The organism is Marinobacter nauticus ATCC 49840 (assembly GCF_000284615.1).
Classification (GTDB): Bacteria; Pseudomonadota; Gammaproteobacteria; order Pseudomonadales; family Oleiphilaceae; genus Marinobacter; species Marinobacter nauticus.
The window spans coordinates 3,215,834-3,241,448 of the sequence record NC_017067.1; the positions used below are offsets into that span (position 1 = coordinate 3,215,834).

Annotated in this window: 23 protein-coding genes; 9 read left to right on the plus strand and 14 right to left on the minus strand. The window is 59.4% G+C overall.

Annotation, left to right across the window (positions count from 1 at the left end):
- Window positions 1–10 precede the first annotated feature (10 nt).
- Both MARHY_RS14975 and MARHY_RS14980 read left to right on the plus strand, forming a co-directional pair.
- Window positions 11–1,000 carry a FecCD family ABC transporter permease gene (locus tag MARHY_RS14975; protein WP_014422547.1) on the plus strand — a complete coding sequence of 330 codons (990 nt, stop codon included), beginning with the start codon at window positions 11–13 and terminating at the stop codon, window positions 998–1,000.
- Entirely contained in the window at window positions 997–1,794 is a 798-nt protein-coding gene (locus MARHY_RS14980; protein ID WP_014422548.1) for an ABC transporter ATP-binding protein, read from the plus strand. Before MARHY_RS14975 ends, MARHY_RS14980 begins: the two co-directional genes overlap by 4 nt.
- A 6-nt stretch (window positions 1,795–1,800) precedes the next feature.
- Here MARHY_RS14980 and MARHY_RS14985 read toward each other — a convergent pair whose 3' ends face one another.
- The 9 genes from MARHY_RS14985 to dctP all read right to left on the minus strand — a co-directional run bounded on the left by MARHY_RS14985 (window position 1,801) and on the right by dctP (window position 11,238).
- The gene (locus MARHY_RS14985; RefSeq protein ID WP_011786712.1) at window positions 1,801–3,003 is read right to left on the minus strand and encodes a multidrug effflux MFS transporter; all 1,203 of its coding nucleotides are present in this window, start codon (window positions 3,001–3,003) and stop codon (window positions 1,801–1,803) included.
- Window positions 3,004–3,086: 83 nt separating this feature from the next.
- Window positions 3,087–3,524 (minus strand): DUF4124 domain-containing protein, encoded by a 438-nt coding sequence (locus tag MARHY_RS14990; RefSeq protein WP_011786713.1) that lies wholly within the window; start codon window positions 3,522–3,524, stop codon window positions 3,087–3,089.
- A gap of 106 nt (window positions 3,525–3,630) precedes the next feature.
- Window positions 3,631–4,839 carry a glycolate oxidase subunit GlcF gene (gene glcF, locus MARHY_RS14995; RefSeq protein ID WP_014422550.1) on the minus strand — a complete coding sequence of 403 codons (1,209 nt, stop codon included), beginning with the start codon at window positions 4,837–4,839 and terminating at the stop codon, window positions 3,631–3,633.
- Window positions 4,840–4,841: 2 nt separating this feature from the next.
- Window positions 4,842–5,909 (minus strand): glycolate oxidase subunit GlcE, encoded by a 1,068-nt coding sequence (gene glcE, locus MARHY_RS15000; protein WP_014422551.1) that lies wholly within the window; start codon window positions 5,907–5,909, stop codon window positions 4,842–4,844.
- Window positions 5,902–7,374, minus strand: a complete 1,473-nt coding sequence (locus MARHY_RS15005; RefSeq protein ID WP_022990758.1) for an FAD-linked oxidase C-terminal domain-containing protein — start codon at window positions 7,372–7,374, stop codon at window positions 5,902–5,904. Before MARHY_RS15005 ends, glcE begins: the two co-directional genes overlap by 8 nt.
- A 12-nt stretch (window positions 7,375–7,386) precedes the next feature.
- Window positions 7,387–7,812: a GlcG/HbpS family heme-binding protein gene (locus tag MARHY_RS15010; protein WP_014422553.1), complete on the minus strand. Its 426-nt coding sequence runs from the start codon at window positions 7,810–7,812 to the stop codon at window positions 7,387–7,389.
- A gap of 19 nt (window positions 7,813–7,831) precedes the next feature.
- Complete coding sequence (locus MARHY_RS15015) at window positions 7,832–9,370, minus strand: TRAP transporter large permease (protein WP_014422554.1); 1,539 nt, start codon at window positions 9,368–9,370, stop codon at window positions 7,832–7,834.
- A complete protein-coding gene (locus MARHY_RS15020; protein WP_014422555.1) occupies window positions 9,367–10,077 on the minus strand; it encodes a TRAP transporter small permease subunit in 711 nt (236 codons plus the stop codon). The genes MARHY_RS15015 and MARHY_RS15020 overlap by 4 nt, the downstream gene beginning before the upstream one ends.
- Window positions 10,078–10,179: 102 nt before the next feature.
- Window positions 10,180–11,238 (minus strand): TRAP transporter substrate-binding protein DctP, encoded by a 1,059-nt coding sequence (gene dctP, locus MARHY_RS15025; RefSeq protein WP_014422556.1) that lies wholly within the window; start codon window positions 11,236–11,238, stop codon window positions 10,180–10,182.
- Between the two features lie 338 nt (window positions 11,239–11,576).
- Here dctP and MARHY_RS15030 point away from each other — a divergent pair, with 338 nt between their 5' ends.
- The 6 genes from MARHY_RS15030 to MARHY_RS15055 all read left to right on the plus strand — a co-directional run bounded on the left by MARHY_RS15030 (window position 11,577) and on the right by MARHY_RS15055 (window position 16,732).
- Complete coding sequence (locus MARHY_RS15030; protein WP_014422557.1) at window positions 11,577–12,335, plus strand: FCD domain-containing protein; 759 nt, start codon at window positions 11,577–11,579, stop codon at window positions 12,333–12,335.
- A gap of 59 nt (window positions 12,336–12,394) precedes the next feature.
- The gene (locus tag MARHY_RS15035) at window positions 12,395–13,165 is read left to right on the plus strand and encodes an ABC transporter ATP-binding protein (RefSeq protein WP_014422558.1); all 771 of its coding nucleotides are present in this window, start codon (window positions 12,395–12,397) and stop codon (window positions 13,163–13,165) included.
- A 106-nt stretch (window positions 13,166–13,271) separates the two neighbouring features.
- On the plus strand, window positions 13,272–14,024 hold the full coding sequence (locus MARHY_RS15040) for a transporter substrate-binding domain-containing protein (RefSeq protein WP_014422559.1): 753 nt from the start codon (window positions 13,272–13,274) through the stop codon (window positions 14,022–14,024).
- A 47-nt stretch (window positions 14,025–14,071) separates the two neighbouring features.
- Window positions 14,072–14,776, plus strand: coding sequence for an ABC transporter permease (locus tag MARHY_RS15045; RefSeq protein WP_014422560.1), 705 nt, complete (start codon window positions 14,072–14,074; stop codon window positions 14,774–14,776).
- 3 nt (window positions 14,777–14,779) lie between these two features.
- On the plus strand, window positions 14,780–15,502 hold the full coding sequence (locus MARHY_RS15050) for an ABC transporter permease (protein WP_014422561.1): 723 nt from the start codon (window positions 14,780–14,782) through the stop codon (window positions 15,500–15,502).
- Between the two features lie 171 nt (window positions 15,503–15,673).
- Window positions 15,674–16,732, plus strand: a complete 1,059-nt coding sequence (locus MARHY_RS15055) for a succinylglutamate desuccinylase (RefSeq protein WP_014422562.1) — start codon at window positions 15,674–15,676, stop codon at window positions 16,730–16,732.
- Window positions 16,733–16,756: 24 nt separating this feature from the next.
- On the opposite strand, the gene MARHY_RS15060 is transcribed toward MARHY_RS15055, so the two are convergent.
- Window positions 16,757–19,783, minus strand: coding sequence for an efflux RND transporter permease subunit (locus MARHY_RS15060; RefSeq protein WP_014422563.1), 3,027 nt, complete (start codon window positions 19,781–19,783; stop codon window positions 16,757–16,759).
- Window positions 19,783–20,874, minus strand: a complete 1,092-nt coding sequence (locus tag MARHY_RS15065) for an efflux RND transporter periplasmic adaptor subunit (RefSeq protein ID WP_014422564.1) — start codon at window positions 20,872–20,874, stop codon at window positions 19,783–19,785. The genes MARHY_RS15060 and MARHY_RS15065 overlap by 1 nt, the downstream gene beginning before the upstream one ends.
- A 163-nt stretch (window positions 20,875–21,037) precedes the next feature.
- On the opposite strand from MARHY_RS15065, the gene MARHY_RS15070 reads away from it, so the two are divergent.
- On the plus strand, window positions 21,038–21,682 hold the full coding sequence (locus MARHY_RS15070; protein WP_014422565.1) for a TetR/AcrR family transcriptional regulator: 645 nt from the start codon (window positions 21,038–21,040) through the stop codon (window positions 21,680–21,682).
- An 11-nt stretch (window positions 21,683–21,693) separates the two neighbouring features.
- Here the strand turns inward: MARHY_RS15070 and astB are convergent, their stop codons facing one another.
- From astB to astA, 3 genes are read right to left on the minus strand one after another with little or no spacing between them, the layout of a single operon-like run.
- A complete protein-coding gene (gene astB, locus MARHY_RS15075; RefSeq protein WP_014422566.1) occupies window positions 21,694–23,034 on the minus strand; it encodes an N-succinylarginine dihydrolase in 1,341 nt (446 codons plus the stop codon).
- Window positions 23,035–23,048: 14 nt separating this feature from the next.
- The gene (gene astD / locus MARHY_RS15080) at window positions 23,049–24,524 is read right to left on the minus strand and encodes a succinylglutamate-semialdehyde dehydrogenase (protein WP_014422567.1); all 1,476 of its coding nucleotides are present in this window, start codon (window positions 24,522–24,524) and stop codon (window positions 23,049–23,051) included.
- Window positions 24,512–25,609 (minus strand): arginine N-succinyltransferase, encoded by a 1,098-nt coding sequence (astA, locus tag MARHY_RS15085; RefSeq protein WP_014422568.1) that lies wholly within the window; start codon window positions 25,607–25,609, stop codon window positions 24,512–24,514. The genes astD and astA overlap by 13 nt, the downstream gene beginning before the upstream one ends.
- Window positions 25,610–25,615 lie beyond the last annotated feature (6 nt).

The window sequence follows — 25,615 nt, forward strand, 5'->3', positions numbered from 1 at the left end:
AGGATTCGCCATGCCGGATAAACGCAACACGCTGGTTAATACCGCCCTGCTCGGGCTGTTAGTCCTGGCAACCATCATCTCGCTGGCCACCGGTACCGTGCAGGTTTCACTGTTCGATACCCTCAGGGCATTAGCCGGCCACGCAGACCCGATGACCGATTTCGTGATCAACGAGCTTCGTCTGAGCCGGGTAATCGCGGGACTACTGAGTGGCGCGGCGCTGGCCATGGCCGGCTGCCTGATGCAGACCCTGGCCCGTAACCGTCTGGCGACACCGGGCATTATCGGCATCGATAACGCGGCTACCGCCTTTGCCGTCGCGTCGGTGGTGGGTGTGGGACTATCGCTGGCGCCATCAGCCATGGCACTGGCCGGAGCGGCAGCCGCCACCGCGATCGCCTTCGGTCTGGCGGGCGCCAATGGTACCCGCGGCTATCGCTTTATCGTCGCCGGCATCGGTATTGGAGCCATCGCGGGCGCAGTCACCCAGGTAATGCTCAGTCGGGTGGCGATTGATGCCGCCAATGCGGCCTATCCCTGGACGGTGGGCAGTCTGAATGCCCGTTCCGGCCAGAGTGTGCTGGTGCTCGGACTGGGCCTTGCGGCTGGCTACCTGATTCTGATGAGCCTCAGCCGGGCCCTCAACACCTTGCAGTTCACGGATGCGGTGGCCATTGCCCTGGGCACACGACTGAAAGCCACCCGCATAATCGGCCTGGGTTTGGCGGTGATGCTCACGGGCCTGGCAGTATCGGTCTGCGGGCCGGTTGGCCTGATTGCCCTGCTGGCGCCGGAGCTTGCCCGGGCACTGTGCCGCCCGGGCAAGGTTCCGCTCACGGCTGCGGCCCTGGCGGGCGCCAGCTTCATGCTGGTTGCCGACCTGTTAGGCCGCACGCTGTTTGCGCCGCTGGAAATTCCGGTGGGCATCATTACCGCCATCGTCGGCAGCCCTTACCTGCTCTGGATACTGCTGAGACCTTCGCCACGGAGCCTGACATGAGCCAACGCCAAACCGCGACCCTTGCCGCCGACGACATCACCCTGGCGCACCGTCAGTTTGTTGTAGCGGAGAATCTGAGCCTTCATCTGCCAACGGCCCAGGTCACCGCCATCGTGGGCCCCAACGGCTGCGGAAAATCCACCTTGCTGAATGGCCTGGCCCGGATTCATACGCCCAAGGGCGGCTTGGTGCTTCTGGACGGCAAGGATATCCATCGCCTGCCGTCCAAAGAGGTCGCCCGGAAACTGGCCCTGCTACCCCAGGACAACACCGCCCCGGAAGGCCTCACCGTTGCCGACCTGGTGCGCTTCGGCCGTCAGCCTCATCAGGGCTGGATGGCACAGTGGTCGAAAGAAGACCAACGGGCCTTCGATCAGGCGATACAGGCCGCCGATGTTGCCGGACTGGCTGACCGTGCACTGGACACTCTCTCTGGCGGGCAACGACAGCGGGCCTGGATTGCCATGGCGGTGGCCCAGCAAACGCCGCTGTTACTGCTGGACGAACCTACATCGGCCCTGGATCTGGGCCACCAGATTGAAGTGTTTGAGTTGATCCGGGCACTGAGCGGACAAGGCAAGACCATCGCCATGGTGGTGCACGACCTGGCCAGTGCCTGTCGCTATGCGGACCATATGGTGGCCATGAAAAACGGAACCATTATTGAGGAGGGCGCTCCGGCGGAGATTGTCTCACCGGAGCTGGTGCAGGAACTCTACGGCGTCAGCTGCGATCTGATTCACGACCCGGCCACCGGTAGCCCGTTACTGGTCAATGTGCGCCGCAATCCCTGAGCGAGCTCAGGCCAGGGTTTCGGCCCTGGCCTTTTCCCGGGCAATCGCGGCTGGAGCTCCGGCCGCCAGCACCACCGCGCCAGCCGAGCAGACCAGCATGCTCAGCACAATAGGCAGCAGTGCATCACCTCCTAAAGCCGATGACAGCGCACTGATCCCTCCAGCCAGGGTGAATTGAGAGGCGCCCAGCATAGCGGCGGCGGTTCCGCCCAGATGCGGGAAGAACTCCAGCGCATTGGCCATGTTGTTAGGCACGATCCCGCCCTGACAGCCAATGGCGCCAATGATGAACAACGCCACCGCCCAGAACGGCCCGTCCAGAATGACCACGGTAACCAACCCGACCAGCATCAGGAACTGCAGCATAACCTGTACCCGCAACAGGATGACTGATGGGACGCGCCGCAACAGCGGCCGGTTGACCAGATTCAGCACCGCCATCAATCCGATATTGGCCGCGAACAGCATGGAGAAACTGGCGTTGGACAGGCCGAACCACTCCTGGTAGATAAACGACGAATGGGTAATGAACAGCAGCATGGTGCTGAAGCACATCACCTGAATCCCGATAAAGCGCATGGTTGTGCCGTGGCGAAGCACCAGCATGTAGTTGGTTACCAGAGTTTTCACCGGCGTCGAGGCCTGGGGCCTGGGTTTCAACCTGGGAAACAGGGCGATTTGCAGCACGACCGCCAGCAAGAGCGCGTAGCCGGCCAGAAATACGAAAATCCAGTGCCAATCGCCGAGCGCAAGCATCAACGCTCCCAGTGAAGGTGCCGCGGCCGGGGCAATAAACATGATCAGACCAATCAGGCCGAACAGGCGCGCCGCTTCCTGCCCGCCCACCTGGTCGCGGACAATCGCAGGCACCGAGACCGCACAGAAGGCACCGCCGATGCCCTGTACAATTCGCCAGCCCACCAACTCCGCCAGGGTATCGGCTCCGGCAATCATCATCGCAGCAATGGCGAAAATGGTCAGCCCGACAAACAGTATCAGCTTGCGACCATAGCGATCCGACAAAGGCCCGCCCACCAGTTGGGCGAGACCAAGGGTGGCGACATAGGCACTCAGCGTCAGGCCCACATCCGCATGGGGAATCCCAAAACCCTCAGCAATATCGGGGAACGCGGGCAAATACGCATCCAGAGCCAGAGGCCCCAGGGCGACGGTCATACCAAGTAATAACGCGAGCTGAAAATGAGACAAGTGCTACCTCCGCTGACTAGATAGATAGCTAACAATATTCAAGAAAGGACCGCAATGCGCGGTTTCCGAAGCCAGCGCGGAAATCAGTTCTGGTCGAGCATGCACTCCCGGCTATAGAGCTGGCTGAGTTTGCGTCGTTTCTGGCGCAGGCCATTGCCTCGATCATTGCTGTAACCAGCTCGCAACTGGCCCTGAATCCGGTCCAACTGCTTCCGATATTTCTCGCACTGTTGCGCCTGCTTTTTTGCCTCTCTGGCCTGGGCATAGCGATCCTTGCTGCCGGGAGCCAGCAAGCGTTCCACTTCAGCCCGGCTTTGCCGCACCCGGTCGGCCTGGCGGATATTTTCGCCCATGGGGACGGTCACTGGTGGTTTCACCGAAACACTGGAATGTCGCACCTGCCTGGGTGGCGTATCGGAAAAGTATATGGACCCGTTAGCATCGGTCCAGCGGTAGATTTCAGCAGTGGCGGGCGCTGCCGCGGTAACGAGAAGCAGGCCCAGGGCCAGTTTCCTTGGCATGGGTTCACATCCTGTGAATAGTTTGAGCGAAAGCCCCGCCACCATCACAGCAGCGGGACGGGCGCTGGTAACTATACCGAAAACCAGCGCCACTTTCAGGAACGGATCAGCGGTCCAGCAACTCGATCCAGTGGTTCACCGGTACGTCTGCTTTGCTCTCCAGGTGCAACTGGCAGCCAATGTTGGCCGTCACAATTCGTACCGGGTTATCCACCGTCAGCGCCTTGAGCTTGTTATCCAGCAGCTTCTGGCTCATCTGCGGTTGGGTAATGGAATAGGTACCCGCCGAGCCACAACACAGGTGCTTGTCTTTGGTGGCCGCCAGGTCGATGCCCGCCTTGGTGAGCACCTGCTCCACCACCCCATTCTGTTTCATGGCATGCTGCAGGGTACACGGACAGTGGAACGCCACCTTGCCCGCCTGGGCACTGGCCTTCAGGGGCTCCAGGTCTTCCTTCAGCAGGAACGCCCCAAGATCAGTGCACAGCTCGCTGACCTTCCTTGCCTTATTGGCGTAGACCGGGTCATCTTTCAGCAGATGGCCGTAATCCTGAACCATGGCACCACAACCTGACGCAGTCATGATAATGGCCTCGGCTCCGGCTTCGATGGCGGGCCACCAGGCATCAATGTTGCGGCGCATCTGTTCCAGACCACGCTCATGCTCCGACAGGTGATAGTTCACCGCGCCACAACATCCGGCCTCGGGGGCTTCCACCATGGTCACACCGAGCTTGTCCAGCACCCGGGCCGCAGCCGCGTTGGTATTGGGCGCAGCCGACGGCTGAACACAGCCGGCCAAGGCCAGAACAACACGGCTGTGACTCGACGAGGGCCAGGGGCTTGCGTGTCGGCGGGGAGGCACCTTGGTGCGCAGCTTCTCCGGCAGTACCGGACGGAAGGCCTGGCCCAGACGCAGCATCAACCCGAACAGCCGGCGGTCCGGCAGGAAGCGGGTCAGCGCCCAGCGCAACCATTTTTCCTGCGGCTTACGCGGCAGCTCTTTTTCCATCAAACCACGACTGATGTCTACCAGGCGGCCATACTTCACGCCAGAAGGGCAGGTGGTTTCGCAGCTTCGACACGTCAGGCAGCGGTCCAGGTGTTCGCGGGTCTTCTCGGTGACTTCGCCGCCTTCAAGGAACATCTTCATCAGGTAAATGCGGCCACGGGGGCCATCCCGCTCGTCGTTCAGTTCCTGGTAGGTTGGGCAGGTTGCGGTGCAGAAACCGCAATGCACACAGGCCCTGAGTATCTCCTCCGCTTCCTGACCTTCGGGATCATTGGCAAATTGTTGAACCAGATTCGTTTGCATAATTACAACCAGCTATAGAGACGGCCAGGATTGAAAATGCCGTCGGGATCGAACGAGTGTTTCACGCGGCGCTGGATGGTTTTCAACGCCTCGGGTTGGCTTTGCATCACTTCGGCAGTGCGATCACCACCCCGGAACAGGCTGACCTGACCACCGGCAGCGCGAGCCAGTGGCTCCAGATCGCTGAGTGAGGCCTGGCCGCGATACCATCGCTGGGAGCCAACCCAGTCGATCATCCAGGGGCCGTCCAGCTTCGGCGTTCTGGCGGTGGAATCCAGGGAGAACCGCCAGAGAGGTGCTTCCGGATCGTCAAAGAAGCCGTGCTGCATGTCCTGAACCTCTCTCCAGAACTGGTCACCCTCAGCCATAACCTCGCCACCCCACTTCTCGGCGGTCGCCTCAACCGCTGATTTTGCACCGGCAAGGCGCAGGTACACCTTGCCATCTACCCAGCAGGCACCGGTGATGGGTTTGGGCTCACCGGCACGGCGGTTCATGTATTCCACCACCTCGTCCATGGCCATCTCCCGCACCAGGGTAACGGTGGCCGCCGGCTTCGGCATGACTTTCAGGCTGATCTCGGTGATCACCCCGAGTGTTCCCATGGCGCCGGCCTGCAGACGGGAAACGTCGTATCCCGCCACGTTTTTCATCACCTGGCCACCAAAACGCAGGTGTTCGCCCTTGCCGTTCAGCAGGCGAATACCCAGCACCTGATCCCTCACCGATCCCGCCCAGGGTCTGGCCGGGCCGGACAGGTTGCAGGCCATTGTGCCGCCGATGGTGGATGCGTCGCCAAAATGCGGCGGCTCAAAGTGCAGACACTGGCCCTGCTCCGCCAGCACCGCTTCAATTTCTTTCAGGGTGGTACCGGCACGTACCGTCAGCACCAGCTCTACCGGATGGTATTCCACCACACCAGTGTGCTCGGCCAGGCTCAGAGTGCTGGCATCAGCATCGCTCTGGCGCCCCATAAAGGACTTGCTGCCGCCGCCGACAATGTTGAGTTTCTGCCCGTTACTGCGGGCCTGGAGCACCTGCTCCTGTATCGTTTGGATCTGATCAGCCATGGGCAGTGTCCGCCTCTTCGTGCTTGTGTTGCTTGTGCTCGATGGAGCGGTATTCCTGACAGAATTTCAGGGTGGGCACCCCTTTGCCCGGGTTCAGAATTCCGGTGGGGTCGAAGGCCGCTTTCACATCGTGGAACTGCTGCAGCTCGTCATCATTGAACTGCACCGCCATCTGGCGAATTTTCTCCACGCCCACGCCATGCTCACCGGTGATGCAGCCACCCACCTCAACACAGAGCTCCAGGATCTTGCTGCCGAACGCCTCGGTGCGCTCAAACTCGCCTGGCACGTTGGCATCAAACAGGATCAGCGGGTGCAGGTTGCCATCGCCCGCATGAAACACGTTCGCCACCCGCAGGCCGAACTCTTCTGACATCTTTTCCATTTCCAGCAATACCTTGGCCAGATAGCGACGCGGAATGGTGCCATCCATGCAGTAATAATCCGGCGAGATCCGCCCCACCGCCGGGAAGGCCGACTTGCGCCCTTTCCACAGCAGAGCCCGCTCTTCCTCGCTCTGTGAGGTGCGAATGGAGGTCGCGCCCAGCTTACGGAACAGCGCTTCGGCCTCTGCGATGTGTTCGTGCACTTCCTCTTCGGTGCCGTCCACTTCACACAGCAGCAGGGCCTTGGCATCCCGGGGATACCCGGCACCGCAGAAGTCATCGGCCGCGACAATGGCATGACCATCCATCATTTCCAGGCCACCGGGGATGATGCCGTGGGAAATCACGCCACCCACCGCGTCGCCCGCTTTCTCGATGCTGTCGAAGCCCGCCATGATCACCTGTGCCACTTCCGGCTTGGGCAGCAGTTTCACCTTCACCTCGGTGACCACGCCCAGCAGTCCTTCAGAGCCGGTGAGCAGCGCCAGCAGATCCATACCGCAGCTGTCCAGACCATCACTGCCGACCGTTACCCGGTCACCCTCGGCGGTGATCATTTCCACACTGAGGATGTTGTGCACGGTCAGGCCGTACTTCAGGCAGTGCACGCCACCGGAGTTTTCGGCCACGTTGCCGCCAATGGTGCAGGCGATCTGAGAGGAAGGATCCGGCCCGTAATAAAGGCCGTACTGTGCAGCCTCTTCGCTGATCGCCAGGTTACGGACACCCGGCTGCAGGCGTGCGGTGCGACCAATCGGATCAATGTTCAGAATTTGGTTAAACTTGGCCAGCGAGAGCACTACCCCTTCCTTATGCGGCATGGCACCGGCACACAAACCGGTACCGGCACCACGGGCCACCACCGGTACACCGTTTTCGTGGCAAATGCGCATGACCCGCTGCACCTGTTCCACGGTTTCCGGGAGCACCACCAGCATGGGCATTTCCCGGTACATGGCCAGGCCATCGCACTCATAGGGTTTCAGGGTTTCGTCATCGGTGATGACGAAGTCCGGGTCAATAAAGGCCCGGAACTGCTCCGCCAGCCGGGATTTGCTGATACGGGATTGAGTATTCATAAGAGACACCGGTTACTGGCGTTTGCTTTCAAAATGGTCGATGCCAGCCTGGGCACAGTCCATGTCCTGTTGTGGCGTGCCCGAGCTGAGACCGATACCGCCGACCACTTCACCGTCTACCATCACCGGCAGGCCACCGCCTACCGTGCTCAGGCGACCGCCCACTTCAGTATGTATACCGAAGGCGAGGTTGCCCGGCACGTTGGCGGCATTGTAATCGTGGGTCGCTTTGCGCGCGGCCGCAGCGGTAAATGCCTTGTCCTGTGCGATGGTAACACTGGTCACTTTGCCCCCGTCCATACGCTCAAAGGCGATCAGCGTGCCGGACTCGTCCACCACTGCGATGCACATGGGCACACCGATTTCACGGGCCTTGGCCGCCGCACCCTCAATCAGGATGCGTGCATCAGACAGGTCGAGACGATGAATGGTCAACATAACGATTTACTCCTCTTGGTTAGCCATAAGCGAGATTGGGCAGCCAGGTAGTGATGGCCGGGAACACAATGCACAGGAATACGCCCAGGGCCTGGATGGCCAGGAACACCAGGGATGACTTGAAGATGGTGCCCATGGAAATTTCCGGCGGGCACACGCCGCGGATATAGAACAGCGCATAGCCGAAGGGCGGGCTCAGGAACGACATCTGCATATTCACCAGATACAACACCCCGAACCACAGCACCACGTCGTCACCAGACACGCCCGGTAGGCCAAACAGACCCGGGAACTCCAGGGCTTCCACAATGGGGATAAAGATAGGCACCGCCAGCAGCAGGATGCCGACCCAGTCCAGGAACATGCCCAGGACCACCAACAACACCATCAGCAGGAACAGGATGCCGTAGGCCGGTAGGCCTGTGCCCAGAATGGATTCGGTAATAAAGTCCTGACCACCCTGGAGAATGTAGAAACCTACAAACACCGAGGCACCAAACATGATCCATAGCACCATGGCGGAAGCCTTCGCGGTGGTCACCGAGGCATCCCGCAGAGTCGCGATGGTGAACACCTTGTGTTTCATGGCCACGAGAATGGCGCCAAATGAGCCGATGCCGGCCGCCTCAACCGGTGTGGCAATGCCGCCAAAGAGCAGGCCAAGCACCAGGAACACCAGAATGAGAGGCGCAATCAGGTCTTTCAGAAGCAGCAGCTTGTCTTTCAGGCCGATGCGTTCCTCCTTGGGAATGGGAGGCCCGAGTTCGGGGTTCAGCTTCGCCCGGATCCAGACATAGAACACATACAGGCTGGACAGCAGAACGCCAGGAATTACCGACCCCAGATACAGTTCACCCACCGATTGCTGGGCAACCACGGCATAGAGGATCGCCAGAATCGAGGGCGGAATAAGAATACCGAGGGTACCGCCCGCCATGATGGAGCCGAGGGCGATTTTGTGGTCGTAACCCCGTTTGAGCATGGCCGGCAGGGCAATGATACCCATGGTCACGACCGCCGCACCGATAACCCCGACCATCGCTGCAAGAATAGTAGAGGCCACAATAGTGGCAATGGCCAGGCCGCCGCCAACACCACCCATCCACTTGTAGACGACGTTGAACATCTCCTCGATCAGCCCGGCCCGTTCGAGCATCGCCGCCATGAAGATGAACAGCGGAATAGCGGCCAGATCCGAGTTGGTCATCATCGGGAAGATGCGGCTGGGGATGATGTTCAGCATCAGTGAATCGCCCACCAGATAAATGAAGGCAACCCCAAGACCACCGGTAACAAACGCCAGTGGCAGCCCCATCATCAAAGCCACCAACAGGGAGCCAAACATCAGGTAGGTAAGCGGTCCGATGTTCACATCGGCCAGGCTTCCGGCCAGCTTGAACAGGAATTTCTCATCGCTGAACGGGTCGTAGAACAGAATGTTGACGAACTCGACAAACATTACAAAGGCCAGCGCAGCGGTGGCCAGAATCATCAGCCAGGTGCCAAGCTTGCCTTTGAGGTTGCCCTGGCCCGGATTGTTCACTGTAGTGGTAGTCATGCGTGTTGCTCCCGGCCAAGCTTGACGAACAGGGCAATGTCCTTGATCAGTTTGGACAGGCCCGCCAAGGTAAGTAGAACAGCCCCCAGCAGCATCATGGCCTTGACCGGCCAGTACTGGATGCCCCAGGTCTCGACGGTACGTTCATCCATCGAGTAGGAGTTCTGGAAGAAGGTCCAGGAGGTAATCACCAGTGCCAACGCAAACATGAAGAAGAACATGGAGGTGAAGATATCCATGCCAATCCGGCCCCGTACAGGCAACAGGTTATAGATCACATCGACCCTTACGTGGGCGCCATGCAGCAGGGCAAACGCGCCCGCCAGCAGGTACTGCATGCCGAACAGCAGAAAGCTGGCCTCATGTACCCAGATGGTCGGCATATTGAAGATGTAGCGCATAACCACTTCAAAAAAGTAGAAAACAACGGCGTTTACGGTCCAGAAGGAAATAAACACGCCAGATTTTTCGCTGATCCAGTCGATGATCCGGGTAAACCAGTTCGCGTAATCCGACTCGATGGTTTTCGACATTTCGGCTTCGATCTGCTGAAGCTTCTCGTTTGCCAGGGCATTCTTGTCAATCGCCTGCACGCCACGGCTACTGGACCAACGGTCCCACGCCATCATCAGCAGCGGCATTACCGCCAGCCAACCCCAGTAGAACCAGTGCGGCAGCACAAAGCCAAAGTTGCTCAGATCAGACATACTGTCCTCACGTCAGTGACAACGCGGGGAAGGGAGAGAGCGCCCTGAACCAAGGCTTCCCTGCCCTTCCCCGCTTTTTTGATTGTTGTTGGTAGTGCCGGTTTACTTGCCAGCCGCCTTGAGGTCTTCCTCGGTGACGTAGCCCACGGTGTCGTTCATCATGTACTCGAGCTGCATATCGAAGATGGCCTTGGCATCCTCGTTCTTGTTCGCCCAGTTGTACCAGATGGGAATTGCCGCGCGACGGAACTCCTGCAGATCCTGCTGGCTCAGACGCGTGACGGTGTCACCATCCGCCTTGAACTTCTCCATGGCTTCGATGTTGCGCTTCTGGATGGTCAGGTAGTGCTTCTGGGAGTAATTGCGCACCTCTTCCTCAACCAGCTGCTGCAGCTTGGGATCCAGGGCGTTCCAGGCACGCAGGTTCACCGTCAGGTCCATCAGATCCACCGGCTGGTAAATAGACATCACCCCTGGAGGCCCGAACAGGATGTAATCGGTCACCTGGGAGAAGCCCAGCTCATAGTTCACTGCCGGGCCCACGTAGTCCGCCGCATCGATGGTGCCCTTTTCCAGAGCCGGGAAGATGTCGGAACCCGGCAGGCTGACAGTGGATACCCCGAACTGCTGGAATACTTCAGCCACCATGCCGCCAGGCACCCGGATCTTCATGCCCTTGAGATCCGCCAGGCTGTTCACCGGCTTCTTGGAATGAATGATGTTGGCGTCGTGCTGAATCGGGCCCACGTAGAACAGCCCGTACTTTTTGTAGATCTCCCGGGTTTTCTCCAACATGCCCAGGGAATAGAACATGGTGTCCCACTGGTGAGGCTGATCCGGGCCGGCCGGGTAAGACGACAGGAACACCGAGGCCGGGATCTTGCCTGACCAATACAGGGTAAACGGGTTCATACCCTGCAGTACGCCATTACGTACCGCATCAAACAGCGCGTTGTTGTCGGCCGCGACCGCCTTTGCGGGGTACGGCCTGAAAATAAGTTCTCCGCCGGATTTTTCCTTGATGCTGTTGCACCATTCCTCGAACAGGTCATAGCCAACCGTGCCCGCATCCCACACCGACTGAATTTTCCAGGTAGTCGCGGCCTGGGCCTGACCGGCGCCCAGTGTCAGCGCGCCTGCCAGGGCTGCACCAACCGCCATTTTTTTGAGAAAACTCCGGCGTGGTGGGTTTGCGTCTGAATCACAATGCTTGTCGTTGTTATCATTGATGTTCATCGAAACATCTCCGTTCACTTTGTTGTTATGCAGAGGTAATCCAACACCAGCAAATGCCAGCATTAAAAAGATATTCGTAGGCAGGTGCGGTTTAGTCCAGAGAATTGCCAACTGGTCAGACCAGTTTTTAGTTGCGGCAAAATGGACGAATTCGGTGCTATAGGCCATAGTTAGCGGTCTGGAGGACAACACTCGAGAAGGACTTCCTGATCACTTGAACAACAGCAACTGGTCTGACCAGCAAGACCCGTCAGGTAGAACACATGGGGATATCGCAGGAAATTTCCTTCAGGCTAGAGCGGCTGATTCTCGACGGCGGCCTGGCACCGGGGCAGAAGATACCCTCGGAGCGCCAGCTTTCGACCAGACTGGGGGTTTCCCGGGCCATCATTCGTGAAGCATTGCATGAACTCCAGGGGCGGGGCGTCATCGAAACCCAGCATGGCCGGGGATCTTTTGTTGCCAGCATTGTCCCGAACACAGACGATCTGGAAGACAACAGCCCGTTGATGCACCTGTTTGCTGGCCACCCGCGCACCCTTTATGACCTGCTGGAAGTGCGCGAACAACTGGAAGGCCAGGCGGCCGAACTTGCAGCCCAGCGCGCCACCCGAGGTGATCTACACCGGATTACCAAAGCCTACCGGGCCCTGGAAGACACCGACCCGCTCAGCAACGCCAAACCCGACCACGGTTTTCACCAGGCTATAATTGAAGCATCTCATAACCCGGTACTGGTACATGTGCTCAATGGTCTGAAAAACATGATGCTGCTGACCGTGCATGCCTCCGTTGCCAACCTGAATCCAAGGGCGGAAATGCGCCAGTTAATCATGAAGCAGCACAAGCAGATCTATCAGGCCATTATGGCGGGCAAGGCCAGAACCGCCCGCAAAGTGGCCATGGCCCACGTCCGTTTTGTTCAGGATTCATTGAGAAGCCTGGAAAACCAGGGGGCAGAGGTCATCCGGGTCTCACTTGAGTCCAACAACTTTCACGAAAACCCAACAAAGCGGTATTGATTTCCACGGCAACAGTCCGTAAAACATGCGCCTTTGTATGACAGTCTCAGGAGCCAGCCATGGCGGAACCAGCGCCTCTTATTTGCAGGGACATCCACAAGACCTTTGACAAGCTGGAAGTTCTCAAGGGCATCTCTCTGGAAACCCGTAAGGGTGATGTGGTTTCCCTGATTGGCAGTTCCGGTTCCGGCAAGAGTACCTTTCTGCGCTGCATCAATCTGCTGGAAACCCCCACCTCCGGCGACATTATTGTGCACGGCGACCCAATCCGGTTCACCGAAAACCGAAAAGGTGAACGGGTACCCGCCGATAACCGCCAGGTGGAACTGATCCGGGCTCGCCTCTCCATGGTCTTCCAGGGCTTCAATCTCTGGTCCCATATGACGGTGCTGGAGAACATTATCGAAGCGCCGGTTCACGTTCTGAAGATTCCGAAAAAAGAAGCGATTGAGCGCGCAGAGGCCTACCTGAACAAGGTCGGCATCTACGAACGCAAGGACTACTACCCGGCACAGATGTCCGGCGGGCAGCAGCAGCGGGCGGCCATTGCCCGGGCGCTGGCCATGGAGCCGGAGGTGATGCTTTTTGATGAACCAACCTCAGCCCTGGACCCGGAACTGGTGGGTGAAGTATTGAAAGTAATGCAAAGTCTGGCCGAGGAAGGCCGCACCATGATTGTGGTTACCCACGAGATGGCGTTTGCAAGGGATGTGTCGACTCAGGTCCTGTTCTTGCATCAGGGCGTCATTGAGGAGCAGGGAACCCCGGACAAGGTTTTCGATAACCCGGATTCCGAGCGTATGAAGCAATTTCTTGCTCCCAAGTTCTGAACACCAGTGCTATCTTGAATCGGTGTTGGACCTGGAGTTAAAGAGAAGCTCCCGAAACTTCCATAAAAAATAAAGCCTTTGTGGCGAATTACTGGAGAAGTGACACATGAAAAAACTGATTGTTGCAGCAAGTTGCGCCCTGGCCCTGGTTGCTGGTACGGCCCAGGCTCAGGAAAGAAACCTGCGCATTGCTTTTGATGTGCCCTACGAGCCATTCGAGTACAAAGACGAAAACGGTGAGCTGACCGGTTTTGAAGTGGAACTGGCGGACGCCATGTGTGAAGAGATGAACGCCAACTGCGAATTCGTCATTCAGGCATGGGACGGCATGATTCCGGGCCTGCTGGCTCGTAAATTTGATCTGATCATGTCTTCCATGTCGATCACACCGGAGCGTGCCGAGCGCGTGCTCTTCTCCGAACCGTACTACAACACCCCGGGCGGCTGGTTCGGCCCCAACGATTTCAGCACCGACGTCACCGATATGGATGCCATGAAAGGCAAGACTGTCGGCGTGCAGCGCGGTACGACCATGGACACCTACGTGACAGAGAACATGGGTGGCATTGTTGAAATCAAGCGCTACACCACCGCTGACGACATGGTACTGGACCTCGAAGGCCAGCGTCTGGATGTGGTCTTTGTTGACTATCCGGTAGGTGAGCAGACCGTTCTGACCAAAGACGGCTTCAAGGAAGTGGGCGAGCCCGTGAAACTGGGTGAAGGCGTGGGCGTTGCCATGCGCAAGCGTGATGCCGACCTGGCCGACGAAGTAAACGCCGCCCTGCGCACGTTGAAGGAAGATGGCACCTACGACACCATCATGAAGAAGTACTTCAACTACGATATCAAGATGTAATGACCACGGGGGCGGCGCCACGTCGCCCCCGCTGACCGGATACTCCCATGTTTGATCTGAAAGGCTATGGCCCGGCCCTCGCAGAAGGAGCGGTCATCACCATTGAGCTGGCCTTCCTGTCTCTGGCCCTGGCCCTGGCGCTTGGCCTGGTTGGTGCCAGCGCAAAACTCTCCGGCAGTCGTGTTGCCGCCGGCATCGCAACCGCCTATACCACGCTGATTCGCGGGGTTCCGGACCTGGTAATGATGCTGCTGTTCTATTACGGCGGCCAGGTAGCGGTGAACATGCTTTCGGATTATCTGTGGGAAACCCGCGGTATCGACTTTTTCTTCCAGTTTGATCCTTTCATTTCCGGCGTGGTGACCATCGGTCTGATTTTCGGTGCCTATATGACCGAAACCTTTCGCGGCGCCTTTCTGGCAGTGGATGTCGGTCAGATTGAGGCGGCCAAGGCCTATGGTTTTTCCCGCTGGCATACCTTCCGGCGGGTGATGATCCCGCAGATGTTGCGCCATGCCCTGCCGGGCATCGGCAATAACTGGCAGGTGTTGCTCAAGACCACAGCGCTGGTGTCCATCATTGGCCTGACCGATATGGTTCGGGTGGCGGAGGAAGCCGCCAAGGCGGAGCGCATGCCTTTCCACTTCTTCGTACCGGTGGCTGCCGTGTATCTGGCGCTGACGGCGGGGTCGGAGCTGTTTATCAAGTGGCTTGATCGTCGAGCCAATGTCGGCGTGGTTCAGGGGAATTAAACGATGCCTGATTTCATTGCCGAGTGGTTGAACAAGAACGAAATTTTCACGGCCATGACGCTGATGGAGTACTGGGACGGTCTGGTGACGACCGTACACCTGGTGTTTCTGTCGCTGGTCATCGGCCTGGTGGTGGCGGTGCCGCTGGCGATTCTGCGTACGGTCAGGAATCCGCTGGTGTCCGGGCCAATCTGGATCTACACCTATCTGTTCCGGGGCACGCCGCTGCTGATCCAGCTGTATATTATCTATTATGGAGTAGCGCAGATTCCGGGGATTCAGGAGACTTTCTGGTGGGAGATCTTCCGGGAACCTCTTTATCCTGCCCTGCTGGCCTTCACGCTGAATACCGCAGCCTACACCACGGAGATTATCCGGGGGGCGATCATGTCGACGCCCCATGGTGAAATCGAGGCGGCGAAAGCCTATGGCATGAACTGGTTTCTGCGGATGCGCCGGATCATTCTGCCGAGTGCGGCTCGGCGGGCGGTCCAGGCCTATTCCAATGAGGTGATTTTCATGCTGCACGCCAGTGCGATTGCCAGTGTGGTCACCATTGTTGATCTGACAGGGGCGGCACGAAATATTTATTCGCGGTTTTATGCGCCGTTCGATGCGTTTATTTTCGTGGCGCTTTGTTATATGGCGCTGACGTTTATTCTGGTGTTTGCTTTCCGCAAGCTGGAAAACCATCTTTTGCGGCATCAGCGGCCAGTTAATTCCTGAGCAGCGCCCTACAACCCATCATCCAATCCTGGTGCACGGCCAGCCGGCGGGAACGTCTTCCGGGAACCGCTACGAGCACATCCATGTGCGCTTCTCGAAGGCCATCCTTGGCCTTCGACATTCCCGGAAGACGTTCCCGCCGGCTGACCCCGAACCTTTTGCGGGGTATCGATGAACGCTTCGAATCGTCTTTTTGATTTCCATCCGGACTGGCTGAGCCATACCCTCGCCAACGCTTCCGCTGATCTCCCCGAAACCAAAACCGCCCTGCCCGATGGCGCTCAGGTCTCCCGCAAGGCCAACGGGGTTCTGTGGCTGACGCCACCGGCTGACAGGGCTAACCCGAACCAAGAAGCCCTGATCATTTCTGCCGGTGTGCATGGCAATGAAACGGCGCCGATTGAAGTGCTCAACACGCTGGTTTCGGAGTTGTTTTCCGGGGAGTGGTCGCTGGCGTGCCCGCTGCTGCTGATCCTGGGCAACCCTGCTGCCATGGTGGCGGGTGAGCGGTTTCTGGATGTGAACATGAACCGGTTGTTCAATGGCGCCCATGGCAAACCGGAATATTCCGGGCTTGCGGAAGGCCGGCGGGCTCGGTTTCTGGAGGAGATGTGTCGGCAGTTTGCGATGGCGCATCAGGGCCTGGCGTTAAGCCATTATGATCTGCATACCGCTATTCGCCCGTCCAAACGGGAGCGCTTTGCGCTGTACCCGTTCGTGGAAGGGCGGTCGGTTCCGGCAGGCCAGTGTGCGTTCCTGCTGGAGGCAGAGGTGGAAACCCTGTTGCTGCAGCATAAGGAATCGACAGTGTTTTCATCGTTCACTGCCAGCACGCTGAAGGCGGAGAGTTTTACCATTGAACTGGGCAAGGTGGAGCCGTTTGGCCGGAATGATCTGCGACGGTTCCAAGGCATTGAGCGAGCCTTGCGCCGTCGTTTCCGGGGCGAGGCAGCACCGGCAGTGCGGCCACCATTTGATCATCTGACGGTGTTTGAGGTGGTGCATGAGGTGCTCAATACCGGGCCGTCTTTCCGGTTTCATGTTCCGGACGATGTGGCGAACTTCACGGAGTATCAGCCTGGCACGGTGATCTGGGAGGATGATCAGGACGGCTATCGGGTCGGTACCGCGCCGGAGGCGGTGGTGTTTCCAAACCGGGCGGTGCCTGTGGGCCAGCGGGTGGGTTTGATGATCCGAGCCAGGGAGGTGTACAGGGCCGGCTCTGTCTGAGCCGCCCTGTACATGACACCAGGGTCAGGCCGGCGCGTTTTCGGGTTCGCCCACCGGCAGTTTGATCAGTTTGGTGCAGACTGACGGTATCACCAGCAGGGTCAGGACCGTCGAAGCCAGCAGACCGCTGATGATGGCCCAGGCCATGGGTGGCCACAGGGTGGAACTTGAGAACGCCAGCGGCAGCAGGCCGGCCACAGTGGTTGCGGTGGTCAGCAGGATGGGCCGGGTACGGCGTTCCACAGCGGTGCGCACCGCATCGGCAATGGCTCGGCCCCGTTCCAGCTCCCGATCCATTACGTCCAGCAGCACGATGGCGTTGTTCACCACGATACCAACCAGAGCAATCACCCCCAGCAGCGACTGAAAACCGAAGGGCGAACCGGACAGAACCAGCCCCGGGAAAATGCCAACAGTTGCCAGCGGTACGGTCAGCAGGATAATGCCCACCCGCCGGAAGGAGTTGAACTGCAACAGCAGGAAGAACAGCAACAGTAGCATGCCGATCGGTGCCGCGGTCAGCAGTGCGGAGTTGGCACGGTCAGAACCTTCGGCATCTCCCCCCATGTCCAGTCGCGTGCCCGCCGGCAACGGGTTCTGTTCCAGGCCCGCATACAGGCCGTCCAGCGCCTGGCTGAAGCTGTAGTCTTCCTCCAGATTGGCACTGACCGTATTCACCCGTACCCCGTTGCGCAGGTAAACCGCCGCCGGTTCCCAGGTAGTTTCAACCGTGGCCACGGCCGATAGCGGAATGGCATCGCCCTGGTCGTTGTAGGTATTCACAGACAGCAGGCGCGACAGTGACAGCGACGTGCCTTCGCGGGAGCGCAGCACGATGGGTATCGGGTCGTCCTCCTGTCGATAACGCTCAGCCACGGCGCCGTAGCTCTGGCCATATAGGCTCTGGGCAACATCGGCTCGGGTGAGGCCATAGCGGGCGGCGGTGGCGTCGTCCACATTGATGGCGATGCTGGGCACACCAATGTCGAGATCGTGACGAACATCCACCGTACCCTCAACACCCCTGAGAATGGAATAGACCTGCTCGGTGGCTCGGGCGCGGGCGTTGTCGTCCGGATGGAAGACACGGACTTCTACCGGCGCAGGCCGCGGTGGTCCCTGCCCCAGAATCCCGGCGGTGATATCCAGCTCCGGTAGCGACCGGGCGGCCTCGTGGCGGATCCATTTCACCAGGTCGGTGGTATCGGCCAGCGTCGGCGTGCGAACCACCAGCCTTGCCCGGTTAGGCGCCTGTGGCGAGCGCTGCAGATTGTAATAGAACGACGGCCCGGTAAAGCCGACAAAGCGGTGCACTTCCAGTGCCTCGGGCCGGGTCCGAATGGCCTGTTCAAGAACGGCGGCCACTTCAGAGGTTCGGGCCTGATCGGTGCCTTCGGGCATGTACATCTCGACGATGACACGAGGGCGGTCTGCGTTGGGAAAAAATTGCTGGGCCATGAACGGGGTCATGCCAAGGCTGATCACCACCAGCAGGGCGCCGGCGGTAATCAACCGGCCCGGGTGCCGATACACCAGGCCACCGAGGTAGCTGGCCAGGCCGATAAGCCGGTCTTTGTGAATATTTTTCCGGGGCTTCAGAAAACGCGCCGCCAGCAGGGGCACGGCAGAAATTGCCAGCAGATAGCTCACAGAAAGGGTGAGCATGATCATCACCGGCACGCCCCGGGTGAAATCCGCGGCGCCGCCCTTGGCCATCAACAGCGGCGCAAAGGCGGCAAGTGTTGTGCCGGTAGACGCACCCAACGGCCCGGCCAGCTCACCGACCGCCTTGCGCAGGGCATCCAGCCGGCGCATGCCCTCATCCAGATGGCCCTGTATGCTTTCAACAATCACAATGGCGTTGTCGATCAGGATACCCAGGGAAATGACCATCCCGATAACGGCAATCTGATGCAACACCCCACCCCCGAGGTCATAGAGCCCCACGCTGATCAGGGCCACCATGGGCAGGATGGACGCCACCAGCAGGCCCATGCGGATACCCATGCCAGTAAATACCACCGCCACAATGATCAGTACCGACAGCACCAGGCTCCAGGCCAGATCATCCAGCCGGTCAGACACCTTGTCGGGCTGAAAAAACATCTCGCGGAGCTGGTACGGCTCGAAGTCTGGACGCACCTGGTCCAGCCGTTCCCGGATCCGCTCGCCAAAGCGGATGGCGTCGGTGGAACCTTCTTCCATGATAATTGACAGCAACACCACCCGCTCGCCGTTGAACCAGGTCTCTGGCTGCCGGGGCTCGGCCGGCCCACGCCAGACTTCTGCGGCCGCTGCCAGGGGCACCTGGGAGCCATCTGGCAGCTCAATGGGCGTCGCGCGAATCGCGTCTATGTCCGTGAACTCAGTGTTCGGCAATACTGATAGGCGCTTGCCTTCCACCACCACGAAGCCACCGGGGATGGTCTGGTTGCGCCGGGCCAGGGTGTCGAGTATCCGCTTGGGCGGAACTCCCAGCCGATACAGCGCGGCGTCGTCAAGTGCCAGGGTAATCTGTTCGTCGGCATCCCCTTCAAGTTCAATGCGGGAGATGCCAGGGATATCCAGAAGGTTCTGTTTCAGGCGTTCGGCCACCTCCGAAAGCTCAGTCACTGAGGGTGAACCGCCCACGGCCAGCACCACGGCCGGGATGTCGATCAGACGGTCATCCAGCTCCATCAGGCCCACATCATCGGGGAAATCCTGGCGCGCCCGCTCCATGGCCTGACGAACCCGATCCCACGCCGAATCGGTGTCGTAGATGCGGTCCCGGAGTTTCAGCCGGGCCAGTGCCACGCCGGTTCTGGCGGTGCCCTGGCTCCAGTCCAGCTCTTCGACCTGGCGCAACTCATCGGTCAGCGGCTGAAGCACCAGGCGCTCAACCGCCTCGGCACTGGCACCGGGATAACTCACCGTGATCATACCGGCCCGGTATGGGAAACTCGGATCTTCCTGACGGGGCATGGTGCTGTAGGCGGCAATACCGAGCAGGCAGAGCATGGTCACCACCATGCCCAGCAAGCGTTGACAGTTAAGCAGTCGGCGGGTCATCAGCGCACCTCCACGGTGTCACCATCCACCAGCCGGGTCATACCGGCATACACCACCTGATCTCCCGGGCTCAATGCACCCGGGTGCACCATGACGCGCTCACCGATGACCCTATCGACCTGTACCGGAACCCGCTGGGCTACCTGGTCTTGCACCCGGAACACACTGGTGCCGGTACTGTCGCGAACGACCGCCAGCAGGGGCACGGTAATGGCAGATTCCCGCACCGGGGCAATGCCTACTTCCACCGGCTCACCGGAGGACAGGGAATTTGGTGGCAGGCTGACCAGTACCGGATGCAGTTCCCCGCGGATGGAACTGCCCTGGGCAATCTCCACCACAGTGCCGGTGGCAGGTTCACGGTTGCGGTCCTGCACCAGCCAAACCGGTAGCTCCTGACCAATCCGGACATGACCGAGCAAGTGCGCGGGCACCCGCACCTCTACTTCCCGCCCCAGCGGCGAGGACAACCGCATGACCGGCTGCCCGGCTCCCACGAACTCATCCCGCTCCACCAGCAATGCTTCCACCTGCCCGGCAAAGGGCGCCTTCAAAACGCTTTCCTCAAGCAGCCTTGTGGCTTCGGCCAGTGAGGCTTCGGCCGTCGCCATGCTTGCCCTGAGAGAATCCCGACGGGCGGCAATCTGTTCCAGCGTCTGCTCCGAGACCACGCCTCGCTGATGCAACCGGCTGGAGCGTTCCCACTCCCGCTGAGCCTGTTCAAACTGGGTTCTCAGTTCCTCCAGGCGGGCAGCCGCGGAATCCCGCGCCGGTTCCAGCGCCGGATTGTACAGACGCGCCAGCACATCACCGGGCTTTACCGTCTGCCCCAGCTCAACCGGGCGTTCTTTCAGCGTCCCGCTGACCTGAAATGTCAGGGTTGCCCGCTGGGCCGCACGGACAATGCCAGAAAACCGCAGAGGGATTTCTTCCATCTGGCCCCCGGTGACAGCGGATACCCGCACGGCGACCGGCGTATTTTCAGCGTTTTCGCCGGATTCGGTGCCGCCACCGCGGCAGCCGGAGACAGACAGCACGGCCAGCAGCGCACTGGCCAGAACAAACGGAGAGTGACGTAGTGTGAGAGACATAGTGTTCCAGCCCCTTTCCCTGAACAGGTTGATTGTGACCTCCGGTCCATCGGAGGTTGCCCATTGTTTCCGACATCATGTCACTCTTTGACAAATTGTCAATAATCGGCTTTCATCGGTTATCAGTTATCATGCAGCCAAAGCCGGAAAGCTCGGGATCACAATGAATGAACCGCTGAAGTCACGACGGGAACGGGAAAAACAGGCCAGGTACGACGCCATTCTGGACGCCGCCGAACTGGTATTCTCAGAAAAGGGCTACGACCGCACCTCCATGGACGACATTGCGCGCACAGCCAGCCTGAGCCGGGCTCTGCTCTATGTCTATTTCAAGGATAAGGCCGCCATCCAGCGAGGCATCATGCTGCGGGCCGGGCAGGATCTGGTGACCCGGTTTGAGCGGGCGATGCAGGCAACCGATACCGGGCTCGGGAAGATTCGCGCCATGGGAGAAGCTTATTACCGTTTCTTTGTGGAAGCTCCGGACTACTTCACCGCTCTGACCAAGGCTTCCACCGCCATCGCCGATGCGGAAGAAGACCAGGCCAGGGAGATGCTGTGTTCAAAGAACGAACTGATGGTGCTGATGGAAGCGGCGATTCATCTTGGCCTGGAAGACGGCACCATCAGCCGCGACCGTATCCAGTCGCCAGCGCAAACCGCGCTTTACCTGCGCGGCGCCCTGCATGGCGTGATCATGCTGTGCCAGGCGGAATCCACCGAGGCCGGGGAGTTTCCTTCCGAAGCACTCATTCGTCACACCATGGATATGCTCACCCGGTCTATCTCCAGCGAGCCGGTACGCTGAGCTGACCAGCCTTACAACTGAAAATCGTAGATGCTGCCGAGGCCAAGAATACCGGTCAGTTCATCCAGCGCCTTGCGCACTTCCTCCAGTAACATCGGGTCGGCCAGGTCCTGCTGGCTGAGCTGGTCGCGGTAGTGGGCTTCAACCCAGGAGGTCAGTCGCTCATAGAGCGCATCGGTCAGGATCACACCCCGGTTGATAGCGTGCAGCTCGTCGTCGTTGAGCACCACCCGCAAGCGCAGACACGCAGGCCCGCCACCATTGCGCATGGACTGTTTGACATCAAACACTTCCACCGCGGTGATCGGCGTGTCGGCTTTCACCAGTTCATCCAGATACCGGCTGACCGAGGCCACTTCGCGGCACTCACCCGGTACAGCCAGCAGCATACCATCGGCAGTGTTCAACAACTGGCTGTTGAACAGATAGGAGGCCACCGCATCTTCGATGGGCACCTGCGCTGATGAAACACGCACGGCTTCCAGCTCGGCACCGGTCAGGCGTTCCTGGATGTCTGCCAGCACCCGGGCTTCCTCAAGAAAAGCCTGCTCGTGATAGAACAGGCAATTGCCATTACCGACCGCAATCACATCGTTGTGGAACACGCCGGCATCGATAGCCGCCGGATTCTGCTGGGCAAACACGGCATGGCGATCGGTCAGGCCATGCAGGCGGGCAATGGCGCGTGACGCTTCGAGGGTCTGGCGCGCCGGGTACTTGCTTGGCGCCGGAGCGGATTCATTGAACGCGACCTGACCATACACAAACAGCTCAACGCCCGGCTCCCCGTAGCGACTGCACAGGCGGGTGTGGTTGGCCGCCCCCTCATCGCCAAAATGACTGACTGACGGCAGCGCCGGATGATGGGCAAAGTAGCTTTCGTCACCAAAAATCGCTTTCAGCGAACGACCCGTGACCTGGTGTTCAATGGAGCGGTGGAACTTGGCACTGAGATTGGCCGGGGTGAAGTGCACCCGGTGATCGGCTGTGTCGGCACTGGGAGAGACGGTAGCCGCGTTCGCTGTCCACATGCAGGACGCCGACGACACCGCCGCCAGAATGGCGGGATCTGCCTTGGCTACGGCTTCCAGAATCTGGCGCTCATTGCCTTCAAAGCCCAGCGCACGGAGAGTGGGAATGTGCGGGCGCTCGTGGGGTGGCAGAATGCCCTGCACATAGCCCCGGTCCGCCAGCCGCTTCATCTTCGCTAATCCCTGGAGTGCCGCCTCCCTGGGGTTGGCCACCGCATTGACGTTGGATTTTGAGGCCACATTGCCCCAGGACAACCCGGCGTAGTTATGGGTCGGTCCCACCAGGCCATCGAAGTTTGCTTCTACCGCATGTTTAACCATGGCAGCTGTTCCTGTCAGTCAAAGTTCAGGCCCGGGGCCAGGCTATCCGGCAGCTCACTCTTGCCGGCTTCCAGAGAGGCCATCGGCCAGGCGCAGTAATCGGCCGCGTAATAGGCACTGGCACGATGGTTACCGCTGGCACCGACACCACCGAACGGTGCGGCACTGCTTGCCCCGGTAAGTGGCCGATTCCAGTTCACAATACCGGCGCGCACTTCCTCCACCAGGCGGTTATAGAGTTTGCGGTCATCGCTCAGGATGCCGGCAGACAGGCCGTAGCGAGTGTTGTTGGCAAGCTCCAGGGCCTCATCAAAGCCTTTGTAGCGGTACACCGTCAGCAGCGGACCGAAAAACTCCTGGTCTTCCAGCTCTATCCCGGTCGCATCCACAATCCCCGGCGACAACAGACCTGTATCGGGCTTGAGCTGTTTCATTTCCAGCAGCGAGCTCGCACCCTTTTCCAGCATGCCAGCCTGAGCTTTGAGTAGCTGGTCTGCCGCATCGGCAGAAATCACCGAGCCCATAAACGGCTGCGGGTCAGCATCGAATTCCGCCACGGTGATGCGGGCCGCCACCTCTACCAGCCGTGCCAGAAATTCATCGCCTTTCTTGCCTTTGGGCACCAGTAACCGGCGAGCACAGGTACAGCGCTGGCCGGCCGACAGGAACGCGGACTGCAGTGCGTGGTGCACGGCGCCATCCAGATCTGACACATTTTGAACGATCAGAGGGTTATTACCGCCCATCTCCAGCGCCAGGATTTTTTCCGGCTGGCCGCCGAACTGTTCGTGCAGCAGGTGCCCGACGGTGGAACTGCCGGTAAAGAACAAACCGTCAATCAGCGGGTGGCGGGCCAGGCACTTGCCGGTATCGGAACCGCCCTGAACCAGATTGATCACCCCATCCGGCAGACCGGCTTTTTCCCAGAGCCTGACAGTGAGTTCCGCCACCCCCGGGGTCAGTTCGCTGGGTTTGAACACCACGGTATTGCCGGCCAGCAAGGCCGGCACAATGTGCCCGTTGGGCAGATGGCCCGGGAAGTTATAGGGGCCAAACACGGCGACCACGCCATGGGGGCGGTGGCGCAACACCGCATGTCCGCCGGCCACGTCAGATTCAGTGTGCCCCGTACGCTCGTTGTAGGCTTTCACGGAGATCGGAATTTTACCCATCATGGCCGCCACTTCGGTGCGGGACTCCCAGAGAGGCTTTCCTGTTTCCAGGCCGATCTGATGGGCCATTTCTTCCTTGTTGGCCTCAAGCAGTTCGCCGAAGGCCTCAATCACCGCCTGGCGTTCTGCGAGACTTTTCCGGCGCCAGGCCAGAAACGCCTTTCGAGCTTCCCGAACCGCTGCGTCAACATCTTCGAGACTGGCGGCATTGCCATCCCAGACCGTTTCACCTGTTACCGGCTGCACCGATTCAAAGGGCACTCCGTGGCCTTGCAGCCAGAGCCCGTCGATGTACACATTGCCTGTCAGGTTTGCCATTGTTTACCACCTCCCGGTTCGGAATTGTTTGGACGGATGGGCGACAAAGCACCCTCCTTCAAGGGGGCAATACGCACCGGATCACCCGACTCCACTAAAAGAGCCTCCGCCAGCACTCTAGGAATTTTGACAGTGTCGGGCCCGATGCAGTTCATGGGTATGGTGGTTACCCGAAAGTCCCGGAACGACCGGTTCGAGATCATCACCCGTTGCTCTGCCGGCACATCCAGATCCATGCTGTGATTGACCACCATGGCATGCCGGTTGACCGCTTCCCGCACCGTACGAATGTTATGGACAAAGGCTTCAACCACAGGCCCGCCATCGAAAATATCCACCATGCCGTTGAAGTTGAAACCTTCGGCCTGCAGCATCTTCAGCGCCGGCCGGGTATTGTCGTGCACCATGCCAACGACCGCCCGCGCAGCGTCTGGCAACATCGGCAGGTAGATGGGGTATTTCGGCATCAGTTCAGCAATGAACGATTTATTGCCGAGCCCGGAGAGCATGTCGGCCTGGCTGAACTCCATGTCAAAGAACTTGCTGCCCAGGGCGTCCCACAGGGGGCTTTTGCCATCTTTGTCCGAGACCCCACGCATTTCCGCGAAAACCTTGTCGGAAAAACGTTTGCGAAAATCGTCCAGGAACATAAAACGACAGCGGGATAACAACAGGCCGTTGCCACCCCCCTGATACTCGTCGGAAAGCAGCAGTGAGCAGATTTCGGTGGTGTCGGTCATGTCGTTGGACAGGTTCAGCGTGGGCGTGCGCACATGCACACCCAGCTCTTTCGATGCATTGACCGTGACACTCAGCCGGTAATTGTAGAACACTTCTTCGAGGCCAACCCGGGCCTCGATACCACTGATGCCAACGGTCTTCCTGGCCTGAATATCTTCCAGCGCAAACAAGTACAGGGCCGCTTCCGGCGCACAGCGCTGATTGAAGGATTCACGGGCGCGATCAATCTTGCGCTGAAGCAGTTCCCGGTCGGCGGGCAGTGTGGTCAGGCCTTTGCCGGCCTTCTGGGCCATGGCATAGAGGTCTTCCAGATCGTCAGACTGAAGCGGGCGGATCACCAGCATGTTACG

Bases quoted from the DNA above. Each gene is read 5' to 3' on its own strand.
- astD (WP_014422567.1), bottom strand. From the start codon at position 24,524: ATGGCAAACCTGACAGGCAATGTGTACATCGACGGGCTCTGGCTGCAA.
- glcE (WP_014422551.1), bottom strand. From the start codon at position 5,909: ATGGCTGATCAGATCCAAACGATACAGGAGCAGGTGCTCCAGGCCCGC.
- astA (WP_014422568.1), bottom strand. From the start codon at position 25,609: ATGCTGGTGATCCGCCCGCTTCAGTCTGACGATCTGGAAGACCTCTAT.
- MARHY_RS15065 (WP_014422564.1), bottom strand. From the start codon at position 20,874: ATGTCTCTCACACTACGTCACTCTCCGTTTGTTCTGGCCAGTGCGCTG.
- MARHY_RS14990 (WP_011786713.1), bottom strand. From the start codon at position 3,524: ATGCCAAGGAAACTGGCCCTGGGCCTGCTTCTCGTTACCGCGGCAGCG.
- MARHY_RS15015 (WP_014422554.1), bottom strand. From the start codon at position 9,370: ATGACTACCACTACAGTGAACAATCCGGGCCAGGGCAACCTCAAAGGC.
- MARHY_RS15035 (WP_014422558.1), top strand. From the start codon at position 12,395: ATGGCGGAACCAGCGCCTCTTATTTGCAGGGACATCCACAAGACCTTT.
- MARHY_RS15020 (WP_014422555.1), bottom strand. From the start codon at position 10,077: ATGTCTGATCTGAGCAACTTTGGCTTTGTGCTGCCGCACTGGTTCTAC.
- MARHY_RS15005 (WP_022990758.1), bottom strand. From the start codon at position 7,374: ATGAATACTCAATCCCGTATCAGCAAATCCCGGCTGGCGGAGCAGTTC.
- astB (WP_014422566.1), bottom strand. From the start codon at position 23,034: ATGGTTAAACATGCGGTAGAAGCAAACTTCGATGGCCTGGTGGGACCG.
- MARHY_RS15040 (WP_014422559.1), top strand. From the start codon at position 13,272: ATGAAAAAACTGATTGTTGCAGCAAGTTGCGCCCTGGCCCTGGTTGCT.
- MARHY_RS15060 (WP_014422563.1), bottom strand. From the start codon at position 19,783: ATGACCCGCCGACTGCTTAACTGTCAACGCTTGCTGGGCATGGTGGTG.
- MARHY_RS15055 (WP_014422562.1), top strand. From the start codon at position 15,674: ATGAACGCTTCGAATCGTCTTTTTGATTTCCATCCGGACTGGCTGAGC.
- glcF (WP_014422550.1), bottom strand. From the start codon at position 4,839: ATGCAAACGAATCTGGTTCAACAATTTGCCAATGATCCCGAAGGTCAG.
- MARHY_RS15070 (WP_014422565.1), top strand. From the start codon at position 21,038: ATGAATGAACCGCTGAAGTCACGACGGGAACGGGAAAAACAGGCCAGG.
- dctP (WP_014422556.1), bottom strand. From the start codon at position 11,238: ATGGCGGTTGGTGCAGCCCTGGCAGGCGCGCTGACACTGGGCGCCGGT.
- MARHY_RS15045 (WP_014422560.1), top strand. From the start codon at position 14,072: ATGTTTGATCTGAAAGGCTATGGCCCGGCCCTCGCAGAAGGAGCGGTC.
- MARHY_RS15050 (WP_014422561.1), top strand. From the start codon at position 14,780: ATGCCTGATTTCATTGCCGAGTGGTTGAACAAGAACGAAATTTTCACG.
- MARHY_RS14980 (WP_014422548.1), top strand. From the start codon at position 997: ATGAGCCAACGCCAAACCGCGACCCTTGCCGCCGACGACATCACCCTG.
- MARHY_RS15010 (WP_014422553.1), bottom strand. From the start codon at position 7,812: ATGTTGACCATTCATCGTCTCGACCTGTCTGATGCACGCATCCTGATT.
- MARHY_RS15030 (WP_014422557.1), top strand. From the start codon at position 11,577: ATGGGGATATCGCAGGAAATTTCCTTCAGGCTAGAGCGGCTGATTCTC.
- MARHY_RS14975 (WP_014422547.1), top strand. From the start codon at position 11: ATGCCGGATAAACGCAACACGCTGGTTAATACCGCCCTGCTCGGGCTG.